20 protein-coding genes are annotated in these 17,780 nt (G+C 65.0%); 6 read left to right on the forward strand and 14 right to left on the reverse strand.

All coding sequences use genetic code 11. The features are described 5' to 3' along the window. Positions 1-20: 20 nt before the first annotated feature. The 4 genes from CDN36_RS18760 to CDN36_RS18775 are packed head-to-tail and all read left to right on the forward strand — an operon-like array spanning position 21 to position 5,467. On the forward strand, positions 21-350 hold the full coding sequence (locus tag CDN36_RS18760) for a type II toxin-antitoxin system RelE/ParE family toxin (protein WP_010959640.1): 330 nt from the start codon (positions 21-23) through the stop codon (positions 348-350). Beyond that, the gene (locus CDN36_RS18765; protein WP_010959639.1) at positions 343-1,503 is read left to right on the forward strand and encodes a HigA family addiction module antitoxin; all 1,161 of its coding nucleotides are present in this window, start codon (positions 343-345) and stop codon (positions 1,501-1,503) included. The genes CDN36_RS18760 and CDN36_RS18765 overlap by 8 nt, the downstream gene beginning before the upstream one ends. Then, positions 1,490-4,498, forward strand: coding sequence for a type I restriction endonuclease subunit R (locus CDN36_RS18770; RefSeq protein WP_287497576.1), 3,009 nt, complete (start codon positions 1,490-1,492; stop codon positions 4,496-4,498). Before CDN36_RS18765 ends, CDN36_RS18770 begins: the two co-directional genes overlap by 14 nt. Before the next feature lie 18 nt (positions 4,499-4,516). Continuing rightward, entirely contained in the window at positions 4,517-5,467 is a 951-nt protein-coding gene (locus CDN36_RS18775) for a COG2958 family protein (protein WP_287497577.1), read from the forward strand. Between the two features lie 5 nt (positions 5,468-5,472). Here the strand turns inward: CDN36_RS18775 and CDN36_RS18780 are convergent, their stop codons facing one another. From CDN36_RS18780 to CDN36_RS18835, 12 genes are all read right to left on the reverse strand, one after another. Beyond that, on the reverse strand, positions 5,473-5,763 hold the full coding sequence (locus CDN36_RS18780; RefSeq protein WP_287497578.1) for a hypothetical protein: 291 nt from the start codon (positions 5,761-5,763) through the stop codon (positions 5,473-5,475). 80 nt (positions 5,764-5,843) lie between these two features. Continuing rightward, positions 5,844-6,308 (reverse strand): lysozyme, encoded by a 465-nt coding sequence (locus tag CDN36_RS18785; protein ID WP_287497579.1) that lies wholly within the window; start codon positions 6,306-6,308, stop codon positions 5,844-5,846. Further along, positions 6,305-6,781: a hypothetical protein gene (locus CDN36_RS18790; protein ID WP_287497580.1), complete on the reverse strand. Its 477-nt coding sequence runs from the start codon at positions 6,779-6,781 to the stop codon at positions 6,305-6,307. Before CDN36_RS18790 ends, CDN36_RS18785 begins: the two co-directional genes overlap by 4 nt. After that, positions 6,778-7,104 (reverse strand): DUF6127 family protein, encoded by a 327-nt coding sequence (locus tag CDN36_RS18795; RefSeq protein WP_502920391.1) that lies wholly within the window; start codon positions 7,102-7,104, stop codon positions 6,778-6,780. The genes CDN36_RS18790 and CDN36_RS18795 overlap by 4 nt, the downstream gene beginning before the upstream one ends. Before the next feature lie 36 nt (positions 7,105-7,140). Continuing rightward, complete coding sequence (locus CDN36_RS18800; protein ID WP_287497581.1) at positions 7,141-7,476, reverse strand: phage head closure protein; 336 nt, start codon at positions 7,474-7,476, stop codon at positions 7,141-7,143. Next, the gene (locus CDN36_RS18805) at positions 7,470-7,958 is read right to left on the reverse strand and encodes a head-tail connector protein (protein ID WP_287497582.1); all 489 of its coding nucleotides are present in this window, start codon (positions 7,956-7,958) and stop codon (positions 7,470-7,472) included. The genes CDN36_RS18800 and CDN36_RS18805 overlap by 7 nt, the downstream gene beginning before the upstream one ends. Continuing rightward, on the reverse strand, positions 7,958-9,190 hold the full coding sequence (locus CDN36_RS18810) for a phage major capsid protein (protein WP_287497583.1): 1,233 nt from the start codon (positions 9,188-9,190) through the stop codon (positions 7,958-7,960). The genes CDN36_RS18805 and CDN36_RS18810 overlap by 1 nt, the downstream gene beginning before the upstream one ends. A gap of 98 nt (positions 9,191-9,288) precedes the next feature. Next, complete coding sequence (locus CDN36_RS18815) at positions 9,289-10,011, reverse strand: head maturation protease, ClpP-related (protein WP_287497584.1); 723 nt, start codon at positions 10,009-10,011, stop codon at positions 9,289-9,291. Next, on the reverse strand, positions 9,983-11,239 hold the full coding sequence (locus CDN36_RS18820; protein ID WP_287497585.1) for a phage portal protein: 1,257 nt from the start codon (positions 11,237-11,239) through the stop codon (positions 9,983-9,985). Before CDN36_RS18820 ends, CDN36_RS18815 begins: the two co-directional genes overlap by 29 nt. Continuing rightward, positions 11,236-12,936: a terminase large subunit gene (locus CDN36_RS18825; protein ID WP_287497586.1), complete on the reverse strand. Its 1,701-nt coding sequence runs from the start codon at positions 12,934-12,936 to the stop codon at positions 11,236-11,238. Before CDN36_RS18825 ends, CDN36_RS18820 begins: the two co-directional genes overlap by 4 nt. Further along, a complete protein-coding gene (locus CDN36_RS18830; RefSeq protein WP_287497587.1) occupies positions 12,936-13,370 on the reverse strand; it encodes a phage terminase small subunit P27 family in 435 nt (144 codons plus the stop codon). The genes CDN36_RS18825 and CDN36_RS18830 overlap by 1 nt, the downstream gene beginning before the upstream one ends. Before the next feature lie 173 nt (positions 13,371-13,543). After that, positions 13,544-13,921, reverse strand: coding sequence for an HNH endonuclease signature motif containing protein (locus CDN36_RS18835; RefSeq protein WP_287497588.1), 378 nt, complete (start codon positions 13,919-13,921; stop codon positions 13,544-13,546). Positions 13,922-14,019: 98 nt separating this feature from the next. Between CDN36_RS18835 and CDN36_RS18840 the strand changes: the two genes are divergently transcribed. After that, the gene (locus CDN36_RS18840; RefSeq protein ID WP_287497589.1) at positions 14,020-14,562 is read left to right on the forward strand and encodes a DUF3489 domain-containing protein; all 543 of its coding nucleotides are present in this window, start codon (positions 14,020-14,022) and stop codon (positions 14,560-14,562) included. A 97-nt stretch (positions 14,563-14,659) separates the two neighbouring features. Further along, on the forward strand, positions 14,660-15,028 hold the full coding sequence (locus CDN36_RS18845) for a hypothetical protein (RefSeq protein ID WP_287497590.1): 369 nt from the start codon (positions 14,660-14,662) through the stop codon (positions 15,026-15,028). Here CDN36_RS18845 and CDN36_RS18850 read toward each other — a convergent pair. Next, positions 14,992-16,254 (reverse strand): site-specific DNA-methyltransferase, encoded by a 1,263-nt coding sequence (locus CDN36_RS18850; protein ID WP_287497591.1) that lies wholly within the window; start codon positions 16,252-16,254, stop codon positions 14,992-14,994. The two genes, CDN36_RS18845 and CDN36_RS18850, sit on opposite strands and share 37 nt — an antisense overlap. After that, entirely contained in the window at positions 16,251-17,666 is a 1,416-nt protein-coding gene (locus CDN36_RS18855; protein ID WP_287497592.1) for a site-specific DNA-methyltransferase, read from the reverse strand. The genes CDN36_RS18850 and CDN36_RS18855 overlap by 4 nt, the downstream gene beginning before the upstream one ends. Positions 17,667-17,780 lie beyond the last annotated feature (114 nt).

The following is a 17,780-nucleotide window of genomic DNA, read 5'->3' on the forward strand; positions in this document are numbered from 1 at the left end:
TGCTACCATGGAGAACCGCGTTGGAGATCCGCTTCCGGGACAAGAAGGTGCGCTTGCTGTGCGAAAGCCAGGCTACCGCCGTGAAAAAACTGGGCGATGCCTGCGCCCGCAAGCTGCGGGCCCGACTGGATGACCTGGAGCACGCCGCAAGCGTGGCCGAGCTGGTGGCGGGCAATCCCCACCCGTTGACGGGCGACCGGTCCGGCGAGTACGCGGTCAACCTGGCGGGTGGCTGGCGGCTGACCTTCTCGCCCGCCAATGACCCCGTGCCACGTCATGCCGACGGTGGCATCAACTGGCGGGCCGTGACCATTGTTTGTATCGAATTCATCGGGGACTACCATGACTGATCTGGATGCACCGTTCGCGCCGGACTGGGTTTCCCCGCCCGGCGACACCATTGCCGATGTGCTGGAGGAACGCGGCTGGACGCAAGCCGAGCTGGCCCGGCGGCTGGGCTACACCGAAAAACATGTGAGCCAGCTCATCAACGGCAAGGCGGCCATCACTGAAGACACGGCCTCGCGGCTGGAGCGCGTCCTCGGCAGCACGGCGGGCTTCTGGTTGCGCAAAGAGGCCACGTATCGCGAACGGCTGGAGCGCCAGCAGTTCGCCCAGCGCTGCGCAGGGTGGGTAGGTTGGCTGGAGAGGCTGCCCATCAAGGAGCTGATGGCGCAAGGCGTCGTTGCCAAGGCCCGTCTGGTGGAGAAGAACAAGCCGGCGCTGGTTGAAGCCTGTTTGCGCTTTTTTGGTGTGGCCTCCCCCGAGGAATGGGAGGGCGTTTACGTGGCCGACTTGAAGGCGCAGTACCGCCGCAGCCGCGCCGAGCAGAGCGACCTGGCCGCCATTGCAACCTGGCTGCGCCTGGGCGAGAAGCAGGCCGAAGGCTGGGATGCCCTCAAGTACGACCGTGCGCGTTTCGAGAAGGCGCTGGGGCAGATTCGCCACCTGACGACGCAGCCGCCGCAGGTTTTCGAACCGCAAATGAAGCGGCTGCTTCGCGATGCGGGGGTGACGCTGGCCTTGGTGCCGGCAATACCCCGGGCGCACGTCTCGGGGGTGGCGCGGTGGTTGTCCCCGTCGCGGCCGTTGATTCAGCTTTCCCTCTATGGCAAATCCAACGACCGCTTCTGGTTCACGTTCTTCCACGAGGCGGCGCACATCCTCTTGCACGGAACGTCGGCGCAAGGCCGCAAAGCCGTGTTCCTTGACGACCCTGACGGCGGCACGAGCACTGATGATTGCGAGCACGAGGCTAACCAGTGGGCGGCAGATTTCCTGATCCCTCCGCAGTATCGGCAGCGCTTGGTCAAGCTGGGTAGCCATGCCGCAGCGATTCGCGCCTTCGCCGGTGAACTCTCGATTCATCCGGGGATCGTGGTGGGGCGCCTGCAGCATGAAGGGATCGTCCCGTACGCATCGCCCCTCAATGCATTGAAAGTGAGTTTCCGCTGGGCAGACCCCAAGCCGGACGCGAAGGGGGAACCCGATGAGCACGACTGACACCAGCGAAAAGGGCCTCGAAGCCCTGATCGTGCGCGACCTGGTCGCCAGCGGCTACGTACAGGGCCATGCCGCGGACTACAACCGCGATGTGGCGCTGGACGTGACCCAGTTGCTCGCCTTCCTTCGCGCGACGCAGCCCAGGGCGGTGGAAGCGCTGAACCTGGACGCCGAGGGCATCCAGCGCACCCAATTTCTGCACCGGCTGCAGGGCGAGATCACCAAGCGCGGCGTGGTGGACGTGCTGCGCAAGGGCGTGAGCCACGGCCCGGTACACGTGGACCTTTACAAGCTGTTGCCCACCCCGGGCAATGCTGCCGCTGCCGAGGCCTTCGGCAAGAACATTTTCAGCGTCACGCGGCAGGTGCGCTACAGCAACGACGAGTCCCAGCGTGCGCTGGACATGGTGATTTTCATCAACGGCTTGCCGGTGCTCACCTTTGAGCTGAAGAACTCGCTCACCAAGCAGACCTTCGCGGACGCCATCGTGCAGTACCAGACCGATCGCAACCCGGATGAGCTGCTGTTCCAACTCGGCCGCTGCGTTGCCCACATGGCGGTGGACGACGCCGAGGTGCGCTTTTGCACTCACCTGACCGGCAAGACCTCCTGGTTCCTGCCTTTCAACCAGGGTTGGAACAGCGGTGCAGGCAACCCACCGAATCCTCATGGTTTGAAGACCGACTACCTGTGGAAGCAGGTGCTGGTGAAGGAGTCGCTGGCTAACATCATCGAGAACTACGCGCAGCTGGTAGAGGAGGAAGCGGCAGACGCCAATGGCCGCAAGCGCAAGACGCGCAAGCAGATCTTCCCCCGGTACCACCAACTTCGCACGGTGCGCGCCCTGTTGCGGCGCAGCCGAGCGGACGGCGTCGGCAAGCGCTACCTGATCCAGCATTCAGCCGGCAGCGGCAAGAGCAACACGATTGCCTGGCTGGCCCATCAGCTGGTGGAACTAAAGACGGCGGCGGATGCGGGGCAGGCACAGTTCGATTCGGTCATCGTCATCACCGACCGCCGTGCGCTGGACACGCAGATTGCCCGCACGATCCGGTCCTACGACCATGTGGCCTCGATCTACGGTCATTCGGAAAGCGCCGAGGAGCTGCGCACCTTCCTGCGCCGAGGCAAGAAGATCATCGTCACCACGGTACAGAAGTTCCCGTTCATCCTGGACGAGCTGGGGGATCTCGGCGACAAGAAGTTCGCGCTGCTGATCGACGAGGCCCACTCCAGCCAGGGCGGCAAGACGACGGCTAAGATGCATCTGGCGTTGTCCGGACACACCGCGGAAGGCGGCGAGGACGAAGAGGAGGAATCGATCGAGGACAAGGTCAACGCCTTGATCGAGTCCCGAAAGATGCTGGCCAACGCCAGCTACTACGCCTTCACGGCCACGCCCAAGACGAAGACCTTGGAGCTGTTTGGCGAGCGCCAGGTCGTCGGCGACACGGTGCAGTTCCGGTCGCCCGAGGAGCTGACGTACACCACCAAGCAGGCGATTCAGGAGGGCTTCATCCTCGACGTGATCGCCAATTACACCCCGGTATCGAGCTTCTATCATGTCGCCAAGACCGTCGAGCACGATCCGGAGGTGGACAAGGCCAAGGCGTTGAAGAAGATTCGGCGCTACGTGGAATCCCACGACAAGGCGATCCGTCGCAAGGCGGAGATCATGGTCGATCATTTTGTCGAGCAGGTGATCGGTGCCAAGAAGATCGGCGGCAAAGCGCGCGCCATGATCGTCTGCAACGGCATCGCCCGGGCCATCGACTACTTCCGCGAGGTTTCAGACTACCTCACCGAGATCAAGAGCCCGTACAAGGCCATCGTGGCGTTCTCCGGCGACTTTGAGATCGGCGGGTCGAGGAAGACCGAGGCCGATCTCAACGGATTTCCGAGCAAGGACATTCCGGCCAAGCTCAGGCAAGACCCGTATCGCTTCCTGATCGTCGCGAACAAGTTCGTCACGGGCTTCGACGAGCCGCTGCTGCACACGATGTACGTGGACAAGCCTCTGGCCGGCGTCCTGGCCGTGCAGACACTCTCGCGACTGAACCGCGCGCATCCGCAGAAGGCGGACACATTCGTGCTCGACTTCGCCGACAACGCGGAGGCAGTCAAGGCGGCGTTCCAAGAGTACTACCGCGCCACGATCCAGGAAGGGGAAACCGATCCGAACAAGCTCCACGACCTGAAGAGCGATCTGGACGCACAGCAGGTCTACAGCTGGCAACAGGTGGAAGACCTCGTCGCGCAGTACCTCGGCGGAGCCGAGCGCGACCGGCTTGACCCGATCCTCGATGCGTGCGTCGCGGAATACGTCGAGAAGCTCTCGGAGGACGACCAAGTGAAGTTCAAGGGCAAGGCGAAGGCCTTCGTCCGCAGCTACGGCTTCTTGGCGGCCATCCTGCCCTACGGGCATCCGGCATGGGAGAAGTTGTCGATCTTCCTCAACTTCCTGATTCCAAAGCTGCCTGCGCCCAAGGAGGAGGATCTGTCCAAGGGTGTGCTGGAGGCCATCGACATGGACAGCTACCGCGCTCAGGCCCAGGCGTCCATGCGCATGGCGATGGATGACGCAGATGCCTTTGTCGAACCTCCACCCCCCGGAGGTGGCGGAGGCAGCGGCGAACCAGAGCTGGACAGGCTGTCGAACATCATCAAGCAGTTCAACGACCTGTTCGGCAACATCGAGTGGCATGACGCCGACAAGATTCGCAAGGTCGTCACCGAAGAGATTCCGGCGCGCGTCGCGCAGGACAAGGCCTACCAGAACGCACAGGCGAACTCGGGCAAGCAGAACGCCAGGCTGGAGCACGACAGGGCGCTCAACCGCGTAGTGCTGGAGCTGCTCGACGACCACACCGAACTCTTCAAGCAGTTTAGCGACAACCCGAACTTCAAGCGCTGGCTGGCGGACATGGTGTTCGATTCGACCTACCGCCCAGGACAGAAACCGTCAGTGCCGCCTCAATCGGGCGCCCAAGCCTGAGCTGCACCCGGGGGCAACATGCAGGAAAAGCTCAATCTCAGCAAGACGATGCTCAGCTTCCTGAAGGAACGCGCTGGCGAGAAATTCACCGCCAGGCAGATCGCCGAGTGGGTGTTCTCGACCTACCCAGAGGAATGCCAGGCCAAGAAAGCCAGCAGCAAATTCATCACCGACGACGCTGGCCTGGTGCAACAACTGGTGGCGGAGATTAGCTCGCAACGGCCCACGCTGCAGAAACGCCACCCCGAGTTGAAGACCACAGAGGGGCGCCCGCGCAAGTACTACTACTCGGAGAAGTCCGACAGCGCCGAGGTGGCAGCGGCTGAGGCGGGACAAGCGGCTGTGCCTGCTGCCGATGCGGCGGCAGGCAAGCTCGGCGAGCACGCGCTGTATCCAATGCTGTCGCAGTACCTGTGGGAGGAGTTCCGGGTCTTCTCCAAGCGCATCGACGAGAAGAAGTCGTCGAACAAGCGCGGCCCCAACGGCAACCGCTGGCTCTACCCCGATGTGGTAGGCATGGAGGACCTGGGCGCGGAGTGGCATCAGGAGGTGCGCGACTGCGTCAATCAGTACTCCGACAAGCGAACTCGACTGTGGTCCTTCGAAGCCAAGCTGCTGATCAACCGGTCAAACGCGCGCGAGTGCTTTTTCCAGGCTGTTTCCAACTCATCATGGGCCAACTTCGGCTACCTGGTCGCGGCGGAGATCGAGGGCCAGGACACGCTCAAGGAGCTGCGCATGCTTTTCGCGGCGCACGGCATCGGTCTGATCAAGTTGGACACCGAGAACCCGGTCGACAGCCAGGTATTGATTCCTGCGCGCGAGCGGGACGAGATCGATTGGGACATGGCCAATCGTCTGGCGACCGAGAACAAGGACTTCCTCGGCTTCGTAAAGCTCGTCAAGCAGTTCTACCAGACCGGCGAGGCGCGCGCGGCGGACTGGGATCTGCCCACGGCGACTGACTGACCGCGCTACTCGAGGTGCCCGACAACGTCGAGCCGCTGGTCGCCACGCCGAAATGCGCCGAACCACCAATTACTCGAATCGGCTCGCGCGCGGCTGATCAGCATGGTGAAGCCCTCACAGCCGCGTTGACGAGACGTGGCGAAGTCCGTGGTGTCGAATCGCGCCTCCCTCACCAGCGTGGGCGCGACTGACTTCATGGCGTACTCGAAGAGTTCGAGCAGGCTGGTCTGCAGCTTGTCGTCGACATTCGCCGCGGTGATGTCGTCGATGACCGCCTTCTTGAATCGGTGGTTCACAGAATCGCTCCAGGGGATCGATGGGATGACATGAACGCGCTGTTCCGGCGAAAAGCCAAGCGCGCCTGACCTGTCCTGGCTCAAGTGTTGTCGAGCAGCCAGGTGGCCTCGGCGGCTCGGCGCGCCACCAGGCCCGGGAGCACCTTCCCGCCGCCGTAGATCCATCGGCGCAGTTCCGTTGCTGCTGCGATCCAATCCCGCTGATTGACCCGCCGCCGCAGTGTCGAGGTTTGCAGCCGCCCCGCTCCCAGGTTGAATGTGAAGTCCACGATGGCCGCGAGCCGGTTCTCGGGCTCCGTAGCCAACACCGGGCAGTAGCGAAGCGTGGCGGCCAGCGCCACCTTCAGATCCTGGGCGAGGTAGGCCTCGGCCTCCGCTTCTGTGATCGGTGGATGCTTTGCGTCGCACAGGTGGCCGTAGCCAATCGTCCAGTACCCGGCCGGGCAGATGTAAGGCTGTGCCCGACCGGGATCGGCCCTTGCCACCCGATGGAACCCCTCGAAGCGCTTGGCAAGCTCGATGGCCGTTTTCGGCACCGGAATCACGGCCGCACCCGCTCGAACACGCGGCCGATGAACCAGAAGTTCAGCACGCCAGTCCACAGCGCCTGATCGGCCTCCGTCCAGGCGTGCAGGACAGCCTCGCCCCAACCCGCGCCGGCGGTGCCGGCGGCCGCGAACGCCGCCGACTTGGCCGCGCAGTACAGCGCCATGAACCAGTAGGTGATCACGGGCCGCACGCTGCTGGACAGCGCGTCGGCCCAACGCACGCCAGTCTTCTCGCCCTGCGAGCGGACGGCTTCGCGCAGCGTCTCGATGGCGCCGGCGTTCCAGGCCACATCCGCGCTCGCGCCGATCTCGGCCATACGCTGCGCGCCGCGCAACTTCTCAAACTCCAGCGCCTTGTCCTGCATCGCCAGCTCGTGGCTGCGCTCGCCCTTGCGGTCGAGCCACTTGAGAATTTCGGGCGCAAGGCGGAAGGCCCCGCCGAGGAGGCCGCCAAGCAGCGTCTCGATCATTGACTTCCTCCCATCAGCTTCAGTTTGATGGCGGCCCCGACAAGCAGTGCGGCCAGGATGCCGGTAGTCAGCACCTTCACGAAGGTTTGCCACGCGGTGTGACGGGCATCGCGCCAAGCCTCGAGCAGATCCCGCAGTTCACGGATGTCGCGTGCCGCGTGGCCGTTTTCCAGGCCGAGATGGGACAGGACACGCTCCGCGCCACGCTCGGCGGCGCGGTCGAGCAGTTCGTCGAAGTCCTCGCGGCGCAGCAGGAGCATGTTCTCGACGAGGGTCGCCGGTGGCTGCTCTTGGTCGCCTGCGATCTCGGTTGCCGGATCCATCTCTTCACCTCCTTATGACCTGGCCTGCCCCACCGATCAGGGGGGGGCCAGACTGGTTTTGCACATCAACTGCAATTCATGCCGCCTGGACTGCGGCTCGATCACCGACTCGATGTCGTAGAACCGGCCGCCCCACACCACCCGCATCTGCGAAGTGACGCCAGTCCGGTAGCGCATCCGGATACGCACGGTGGTTTGCGACTGCAGCGCCTGTGCCGCAAAGAATTCCCGCCCCTGTAAGGGTTCGACCGATGCCCAGACATCGGCCCAATGCGTCCAGGTGTAGATCGGCTGACCCCAGTCGTCCTGGGTCATTTCGTAGTTCTGGATCTCGATGCGGTGGCGCAGGCGCCCGGCTGGCAGACTCAGCATCGCGGCACGCACCAGGGATCGAGCAAGGCGTCGGCAAATCCGCGCGGCAGCTCCGAAGCGGTGCCTGACACCAGTGCCTCGCGCTGCTCGTACCAAGTGCCGATGCGCAGCAGCATCCACTGCCGGAGGGATGACGGAACCGCCTGCGCATTGCCGAAGCCGCAGACCACGGTCACCGTGGCCGCCTGCGCTGTGGTCAGGGTTGGCGGCCAGCGCCCATCCAGGGTGTAGGCCGACGCACTGGTGAGGCTCTGGATCGGCAGCAAGCCCTCCAGCACGCAGCGCTCGCCCGCCGCCAATTCCAACTCCCAGGTCTGGGTGATCAGCCTTTGGCCCGTGAGGAACTCCACCTGCTCGCGGGCTGCACTGATGAGCGCCGTGATCAAGGCATCGTCATCACTGAGATCGACCCGCAGATGCAACTTGGCTTCGGCCAGCATCAAAGGCTCGCCCGCGGGCGGCACCGTCAGGCTTGCCCGCATCACGTTGCCTGCTGCAAGGCCTTAACGGCTCCGCCCACGTCGATCAGATTGCCGTCGTGGCGCGAGAACGCCAGGAAGCCGACCTGGCCCTTCTCCGTGTACTTGGAATCGGTCAGCCGAAACAGGGACACGGCCAGCACATCGCGGATCAGGTATTTGGAGAAATCCCCGAACAGCACCGCCTTGGCCTCGGAGGCCAGCACCGGCATATGCTGGTTGATGGTGTAGGCGTAGCCCAGCACGGTGTCGGGTTCACGCACCGCCACGCCCGGCAACCAGAGCGGTCGCTTTTGGTCGTCCTTGAGCTTCTTAATCGCCTTGAGCGTGCTGTCGTGGAACATGAAGCGGCAGCGCCCCGCCTGCCGGTAGGCCGGATCGACGCTGTGCTCCAGGTCGATCAGTTCATCGAAGGTGATGGCCGCAGCGTTCGCAGCGGTCGCCCCGACACTGGCCGCTGTCACGACGCCGGTCGGCTGGCCCACGCCGGTGCCCACGGTGAAGTGCCGGTTGGTGATGCGCGCAATGCGCTGGGCCAGGCGCTGGTTGATGTGCGCCTCCAGATCGATCACCGCGTCCTGCAGCAATTCGAAGGGCACCGCCACCGACTTGGAGCTGTACTTGTAGGCCCCGATGGACTTCACACCGAAGGTGAAGTCCTGCGCCGTGACCGACTGGTTCTCGCCCACGATCTCGCCCTCCTCGGCGGTGGCATTGGTGGTCGGGTAGTTGATCGGGTTGCCGCTGGCCGTGGGCAAGGTGGTGGCCACCTCGCGCATGCCGCCAAACGCCGCCATTGCCTCGATCAGCTGCCGCGCCACGTCCGTGGGCACCAGATAGCCACCCTCGGCGGGCACCGTGGTACCCATGCTCGCCTGGATGCTGGCCGCCTTGCGGGCCACCGCTTGCTGCTGCTCGTAGCTCAAGGCGTTGATGCCGCCGCGCAGCCAGGCCACAAAGATGGCCTTCTCCTGCTGCAGCTGGTGGGCGGCTTCGTCGGTCGACACCCCGCGCTCGTCGCTGCGGCGTTCGGTGGCGGCATGGTTTTGTGCGTCCAGGTCATAGGCCTTTTGCTGGCGCGCGATCTGGGCATCGAGCCGGTCGATGTCGGCGACCAGGCGGTCGTACTGTTGTTGCTGGACGTCCTGCCACTGATCGCCAGCGTGCTGGTCGACCAGGTTGCGCAGGGTCTTGGCATGGTGGGCGCGCTCTTCGCGCAGGGATTGGATGCTCATGGTTTTTCTCCGGAGATGCAGACGTAAAAAAGCCGCCGGAGAGATCTCGGGCGGCGGGAAGGAACAGGACGGGAAATCGGTAGGTACAGGTCGCTGGCTCAGGCGCAGCGCTCGATCACGGCCAGGCGCCGCCATCGCTCACGCGCGTCACCCACAGGGGAAGCACGCGGCTGCAGGAACGGCGCGTCCGCGTAGGCCGAGAGGTTCCAGCGCTGCTGGGCTGCGGCCTCGGTACTCGCAGTGCTGGAATCGGTCACGCGATCCACCAGGCCCACCGCCAGCGCTTCCTGCGCGGTGAACCAGGTCTCCGCATCCATCCAGCGCTGGACGGTGGCGGGGTCTTGGCCGCTCTTGCGCTGGTAATCGGCGGCGATGCTGGCGTCGATCTTCTCCAACGTGAGGGCCATCTCCAGCAGGTCGTGGCGGTTGCCCAGCACCACGCCCCAGGCGTTGTGGATCATGAGGAAGGCGCCGTCGCTGATTTCGACCTCGTCGGCGGCCAGCGCCACGTAGGACGCGGCCGAGGCGGCCAGACCATCGATGTGGGCGACGATGCGCGCCGGGTGCGCGCGCAAAGCGGTGGCCATCGCGCGGGCGTCGAATACGTCACCGCCCGGGGAATTGATGCGCAGGTGAATCACCGGTGCCTGGATCGCGGCCACGTCCTGGGCGAAGCGCGCCGCGCCAACCCCGCCCCAGGCGTCGGCGCCGATCACGTCGTACAGCCACAGGGTGGCAGCGTCCTCGTTGGCGTCGACCTGGCAGACGTAGCGCCGGGGCGTGTGGGCGTTGTCATGCAGCAGTTGCGGTAGTCGGTTCATCGGTTTGCGTCGTGGGTGGGGCATCATGGAATTCCTTGGGTTGGGCCAGGTGGTCACCACCGGCCAGCGGCGGGAGGTTTTCCAGTTGGCGGATTTCGTTGGGGGTCATCCAGGCGGGGTTTTGCGTACCGCCCAGCGCCCGCGTGTAGTACTCGGCGCGGGCCTTGGAGTCGCCACGCAGCAGTCCTTCGACGTTAAACTCGACGAACAGCCGCTCGGTGCGGAAGCACTTGCGGTTGATCTCCTGCTCGATGCGGTTGAGGTGCGGCGCCAGCGTGTACTGCACGAAGCCGATGCCCTGCTGCTCGATGCCCGAACCCCAGGATGTGGACTTGTCCGTCTCACCCACCATGTGCGGCGGCACGCCGAAGGCGCGGGCGATATCGGCAACCTGAAAGCGCCGCGCCTCGATCAGCTGCGAGTCCTGCGCCGAGAGCGTGACCTCCTTCAAGTCTGTGCCCTCGGTCAGCACGATGGGCAGACTCGCGTTGTGCGCGCCGCCATACTTGCTGGCCCAGATGCGGCGTAGGTTGTCGATCTGCTCCTGGGTCATCTTGCCGGGCACCTTGAGCGCCACGTCCGGATGCGCGCCACTGGCGAAGAAGCGGGAGCTGAAGGCCTCGGCCGCCAGGGCCAGGCCGATCGCTTCCCGCGCCGCATGGCGGATCACGCTCATACCCCGGGTGCCGTCAAAGCCAAAGCCCGGGATGTGCAGGATGTCATCCTGGTCGCGCCCCAGCCACTCGCCATCGCGGCAGAACTCATAGCGCAAGCGTCCTTCGACGCGGCGGATGCCCACGGATCGACTGTCCAGTGGAATCAGTTGACGGATGGCGCCTCCACGACCCCGTTCGATCTCGGCCAGGGCGTCGCCCGAGAGCAGCATCTGGGCCACCAGGTACTCCCAGAACACTGCCGCCGACACCGTGGAGCACGGCTGTTCATTCAGCAGCCACCACAGATCATTGCGCACCCGCTCACGACTGTCCTCGGTGCGGCGGTACACCGCCAACGGCAGACTGGCGATGGCCCCGGCGATCAGACGCACGCAGGCATAGACCGCCGTGACGCGCATGGCCGAGGATTCGTTGACCGCCATACCCGAGGCGGCAGGGCTGCCTGCGAGCAGTTCGTACAGCTCGGCACTGCCCTGGGTCATGGAGTTGCTGGCAGCGGGCGTTGCATTCCGCCCACCCCGCAGGCGTTTCCACACATTGCGAAGGTTCATAGCGCGACGAATCCCTGTTCGATGAAGCCGGTGTCGCCGTTGTCCAAGAGCAGCCGGTTGAGTGCCATCAGCACAGCGATCACGCCGTCAATCTTGTTTTCCGGACGTTCCTTGCGCGGGTAGATGTTGTCCTTGGCGTCGCGGTGGCAGACCACGTTGCTGACCATCCAGGTGAGCACCGGGTCGCCGTCAAACGCCCACTTGCCCTGCAAGACCAGGGCCTCGAGCTGCTTCATCGGCTCGGAGAAGTTCAGCACCGTGGGCCGAACCTCGATCATGGGCAGGCCCTCGGCCAGCATCCGGGTCGAGAACTGCGTCGCCTGGAAGGGATCGAACGCCACAGCCTTGATCTCGAAACGGGCGGCAGCGTCCAGCAGTTCCGCCTCGATCAGTCCGAAGTCGGTCACGTTGCCCGGCGTGGCCAGCAGACGGCCCGCGTGCATCCAGCCCTGGTACTGACTGTTGGCGGCGGCGAACACTGTGTCCTCGGGCAGGTAGTGGCGCACGAATGCCATCACCCTGCCCTCGCGCTTAAAGAGGAACGCCATCGAGGCGATGTCCACCTTGCTGGCCAGATCGATGCCGATCCAGCAGGGCTCCCCCTCGAAGTCCTCTGGGCGCAGGTGGCTATCAGCGCAGCGCTCCCAGGCCCGGATGTCCATCCAAGCTGTGTCCACGCTCACCCAGTCGTTGCAGTGCTTGGTGCGGAAATTGTTGGTGGCCGAGGGCAGTTGCAGCGCCTTGGCCTGCAGCGGCAGGATGACCTCTGGGCGTACCGAGATGCCCCAGTTGGGATTGGCTTTTACCAGCGCGTCTTCCGTGGCCCAATCGTCGCCGTCGTCCAGGCCGTAGATGATGCCGAACTGGCTGTCGTCCTCAACCTGACCGCCCAGCACGCGGGTGACGAAGCTGCGCGCCTCGTAGCAAATGCCCGCCCGATCCGATCCGGCCGTGGTGATCACCCACAGCAGGGAGTTGTCGCGCTTGCCGGTGCCGGTCTCCACCACGTCGTAGACGGTGCGGGTCTTGTGGGCATGCAACTCGTCGATGCAGCCGAAGTGGATGTTCAGGCCATCCAGCGTCGAGCCTTCGGCCGACAGGGCCTCGAACTTGGAGGCGGTGTTGATTACGTGGATGTTGTGCGCGCCCACGGTGACGCCATAGCGGGCCCTGAACCCCGAGGATTTGCGCGCCATCTGCTGTGCATCGCCGAACACGATACGGGCTTGGTCGCGCGTGGTGGCCAGGGAATAGCATTCCGCGCCGCCCTCGCCATCGGCAGTGAGCATGTACAGGCCCACGGCGGACGACAGGGTGGATTTGGCATTGCCGCGCGGCACCTCGATGTAGGCGCGCCGAAAGCGCCGCCGGCCATCGCGTTTGACCCAGCCGAAGATGGTGCTGAGGATGAACACCTGCCAGGGCTCCAGCGTGATGGGCGTGCCGGCCAGCGGCCCCTTGATGTGCGGCAAGAGCTCGACGAAGGCGCACAGGTTGTCAGCGGGCCGGTACTTGCGGCCCATCGCATCGGTGAGCACCGGGTTGAACCGGTAAGGCGAGGCGCGCCCCTTGAAGCGCGCCAGGTCATGAAGTTGTCGCTGGCAGGCCAGACGCACCCATTGGCAGGCGGGGATGTCTCCCGCGACCACGGCTTGGGCGTAGCGCTGGGCCACGGCGGTGTAACTGCGCTGCGCCATCAGCCGCCCCCTGCAATCGCGCCCCAGGGGTCGTCGGCCACGATGGCATCGCGCTTGACCACCACGCGTGAGCGCGAGGCGGGCGTGAATCCCATCTCGGCAGCGGCCTTGAGCATGATCTGCGCTTGGCGATTGACGATGGCCAGGTACGGGGACTGCATCGGAACGCCCGTGTTTGGTGCTTTGATCAGCATCCCGGTGCGGGCGAGTTTTTCGCTGGCCTCCTGGTACAGGTCGAAGGCCACCACCCAGACAGCGAACACCGAGGCATCGACGTCCTTGAGCAGGCCCGGCGGCGAGAGCTCGACGACTTCCCGCCAGGTGGCCTGCTGGCGCTCGGTCAGCCACGCGGGCGGAGCCGCCAGGTCGGTGCGCGGCTGCGGTTCGTGGGCGTTGAGTGCGCGTTTACCGGGGTTGCCAGCGATCAGTTTCAAAGCAGTGGGTTTGGGCTTGCGGCCTCGCATAGGGATATCTCGGTGCCCAGGGGGAATCCCCCCGGTCACAAATTCGCGGAAACAAAAAAATGAGGGACCGCGCGGACACTGGGCCGGCGGCGCTGAACTTCACCTCCCCCCTGCCCCCAAGGGTCACGGGCGGTCAGCAACGATCAGCGGCGCGGGTTACCGAAGCCGCCGTCCTCGCGGGCAGTCTTGGCCGCGTGGCAGGAGGCGCACAGCGGCTGCAGGTTGCTGCGATCGTTGTTCATGGCGTTGCCGTCGACGTGGTCAACGACGGTGGCCAGCTGCACCCGGCCTCCACGCGCGCACTGCACACACAGGGGTTGCTCGCGCAAGACCTCGGCACGCAGCGCGCGCCAGCGCGCATCGCCGGTGTGCCAGGCACGACGGGTCTGACGGGCCTTGGCCCGGGCGGTGTTGTCCCACTGGCGCCGATCGCCTTGGTGGCGAGGGCAGTAACCACTGCCGTCCTCCACCAGCGCGGCGCAGCCAGGGTGGCGACAGGGCAAGGGAGCGGATCGAGGCATGACATCTTTGTTGCGCAAGCGCGGACAGAACGCTTGGCTTTGATCGGGAACAGCGCGTTCATCACGTCACCCCATCAACCACTCCCAAGGAGCAGCAAATGACCACCACCCAACTCACCCCGGCCCAGCACGCCATCCTGGCCAAGGCCATCAATACCAGCGGCGGCAAGATCGACTGGTTTCCCGACCACGTCAAAGGCGGCGCGCGCAAGAAGGTGCTCGACGGCCTGTTCAACCGCGCCCTGATCACGCCCGATAGCGAGGGCTGGCGCGTCGCCGCCGAGGGCTATGACGCCCTGGGAATGGCACGCCCCGCGCCCACTGTTGCGCCACAGGCCGCACCCGAGGCGACAGTTGCCACCTTGGCCCCAGACCCAGACCTCGAGGCCGACGTGGCCGCGTGTGAGGCCCAGTGGGCCAAAGAAACCAAGCCTCGCACCCGCGAGAACAGCAAGCAGGCTGAAGTCATCCGGATGCTTCAACGTCCCGAGGGCGCGACCATCGGCCAGATCTGCACCGCCACCGGCTGGCAGGCACACACCGTGCGCGGTACCTTTGCCGGGGCCTTCAAGAAAAAGCTGGGCCTATCCATCGTCTCGGACAAGCCGCAGGGCGGCGAGCGGGTCTACCGCATCGCCTGATCAGAAGGATCGAGAAAGGGGCCAAGCAGCGCTTGGCTTCTCAATCGAACAGCGCGTTACTACGGGTGTCGCAACGATCAACTCGAAGGAGCCAGAAATGAACGCCACCACGCAAATCCCCACCACCCAAAACGACGCCTGGGGCTTCTGGGGCACGATGGGCGAACACGCCGCCGCTGCGTGGCCGATGGCGATGGCCTCCATCGCGGACACCACGGGCGAAGATCTCGACAACATCCGGGCTTTCCTCGACAGCCGCCACGGGCGCCACTTTGCGGACGATGTGCAGAACAGCCTCTACATCGGCAAGACCCTCAAGGACGCCATCGACGCCGCCACGCAGACGTGGATGGGCTGGACGATTGGCCGCCAGACCAGCAAGGACTACGGCATCCCGCGCGGCGTGCCCTACCTGACGGGCTTCGTGATTCACTGCGCGATCATCGAAGAGCAGGAAGCCGCCTGATCGAACGCCACGCCATCCACCTCGCGGGTGGCCTGCTGGCCAGTCCAGTCCTGCCAACGCCGCACGATCACGTCGACGTACTTCGGGTCGAGTTCGATCAGCCGCGCCTGTCGCCCTGACTTCTCGGCGGCGATCAACGTCGTGCCCGAGCCGCCGAAAGGGTCGAGCACCACGTTGCCGGGGCGGCTCGAATTGCGGATCGCGCGCTCGACCAACTCCACCGGCTTCATCGTCGGGTGCAGGTCGTTCTTCTGCGGCTTCTTGATGTTCCAGACGTCGCCCTGATCCCGGTCGCCACACCAGTGCCGCTGTGCGCCCTCGGGCCATCCGTACAGGATCGGCTCGTACTGGCGCTGGTAGTCGGCGCGCCCCAGAGTGAAGGTGTTCTTGGCCCAGATGATGAAGGTCGACCACTTGCCACCGGCAGCGCGAAAGGCGGCCTGCAGCACATCCAGTTCGCTGGAGGACATCGCCACGTAGATACCGCCCCGGCAATGGGCCACGGTGGGCGTCAGTGCCGCCAGCAGGAAGTCGTAGAAGCCTTCACCCAGGTTGTCGTTCAGGATCGCGCGATCCTTGCCGCGCATCTTGTCGCGGGCAGAGTTGGCGTAGTTCACGTTGTACGGCGGGTCGGTGAAGACCATGTCCGCCACCGCGCCTTGCATCAGGTGGTCGTAGCTCGCGGCCACGGTCGAGTCGCCGCACAGCAGCCGGTGCTGGCCCATGATCCAGACATCGCCCGGACGCGAGATGGGTGTCTCGCTGAGCTCGGGCACCGCATCCTCATCGGTCTGGCCCTCGTTGTCCGGCTCTTCGCCCGCGATGAGTTCGGCCAGCGCGTCGGCGTCGAAGCCGGTGATATCGAGGTCGAAGTCTTCCAGCTGCAAGGCTTCCAGTTCGATGCGCAACATTGCGTCGTCCCACCCCGCGTTCTCGGCGATGCGGTTGTCCGCGATGACCAGGGCCCGACGTTGGGTGGGGCTCAAGTGATCGAGTACGACCACCGGTACGATCTCCAGTCCGAGTTTCTGGGCGGCGACCAAGCGCCCGTGACCTGCAACGATGATGCCGTCGCTGCCCGCCAGGATCGGATTGATGAATCCGAACTCCACGATGCTGGCGGCGATCTGCGCCACCTGCTCCTCGGAATGGGTGCGCGCGTTGCGAGCGTAGGGCAGCAGCTTGGCGGTCGGCCACTGTTCGATCTTGTTGGCCAGCCAGTTCATGCCATCACCTCGATGTCAGAGGTGGCAGCGCGCTCGGCGGCGACCTGCTCGAAGGACTGACCGGTGGCGATCAAGGTGACCGGTATGCCGGGGTGGTTCTGCTGGAACCGCTTGATGGCCACGTCCACGTACTCCGGCGCGATTTCCACACTGCGGCAGATGCGGCCCGTTCTCTCGGCAGCCAGCATCGTTGTGCCGCTGCCGCCGAAGGGTTCGAACACGATGTCGCCCGCATCCGTATAGGCCTCGATGACGAACTCCGGCAGCGCCACCGGGAACACGGCGGGGTGGTCGATGTCCTGACCGATCTTGCCCTTGTGGCGCATCACGCGGATCACGCTGTCGGGGATGCGCGTGTCCTGCGTCGGCAGCCCCTTGTGCGTCCAGCCGCCCACCTCGCCATCCTTGCCGCGCATGGCGGTGGACGACCCGTCAGCGCGCAGGTGCGACTCCTGCCCGGCGTGCTTGCACGGCACGATCTTGTGGGGCTTGCGGCTTTCACGATTGAAGTGAAAGACGAACTCGAAGCTCGGCGCGAAGCGGCCTGCCCAGTCGCCGGGCATCCCCGGCCCCTGATCCCAGACGTACCACGCAAAGCGCCGCCAGCCCTGCTGGCGCATCCAACCCAGCCAAGCGTCCCAGTACGGGATCACTTCGTTATCGCGGTGGATGAGGCCCAGGTTGACCAGCACCTGACCGTCGCCTGCCATCGGCAGGTGCGCGAACACGCCGCGCATCAGGCCGTCCCAATCGGAGATGCCGCCCGAGGTGTAGTCGCGCTGGTTGCCGTAGGGCGGCGAGGTGAAGCACAGGCGAGAGACTTCACCCTGCATCAGCGCAGCGACCACGTCCCGGTCGGTGGCGTCACCACAGATCAGGCGGTGCGGGCCAATCGCCCAGACATCGCCCGGCCGGGACACTGCCACGACGGGGGCTTCTGGCACGTCGTCAGCCGCGTCAGGCTCGTCGGCTTCGGACTCTGATTCATCATCTGCGACGGCCGCCGCACTGGTGAGCAGTGCCTCGATCTCGGCATCCTCGAAGCCGGTCAGAGCGAGGTCGTATCCCGCGTCGGACAGCTCAGCCAGTTCCAGGGCGAGCATTTCTTCGTCCCAGCCCGCATCCAGTGCCAGCCGGTTGTCGGCGATCACGAGTGCCCGCTTCTGCGCGACGGTTAGATGGGCCAGTTCGATCACCGGCACCTGATCCAGGCCGAGCTTGCGCGCAGCGGCCAAACGCCCGTGCCCGGCGATGATGCCGTTGTCGCCGTCGACGAGGATCGGGTTCGTCCAGCCGTACTCGACGATGCTGGCCGCGATCTTGGCGATCTGGCTCTCGGCGTGCGTGCGCGGATTGCGGGCGTAGGGAATCAGCGCCTCGACCTTGCGGTACTCGACGTTGAGCGTGTTCAAAGTGGAAGTCCCAAAAGCAAAACCCGCCAAGCGTTGCCGCCGGGCGGGTTGGTTGAATGAAGATTCTGGTGGGGTGGTAACTGCGCCTGGGGGTGGTAACCGGAGCCGGTAACC

It is taken from the genome of Pandoraea sp. CB10b_02 (genome assembly GCF_002216225.1).
Taxonomy (GTDB): domain Bacteria; phylum Pseudomonadota; class Gammaproteobacteria; order Burkholderiales; family Burkholderiaceae; genus Pandoraea; species Pandoraea nosoerga.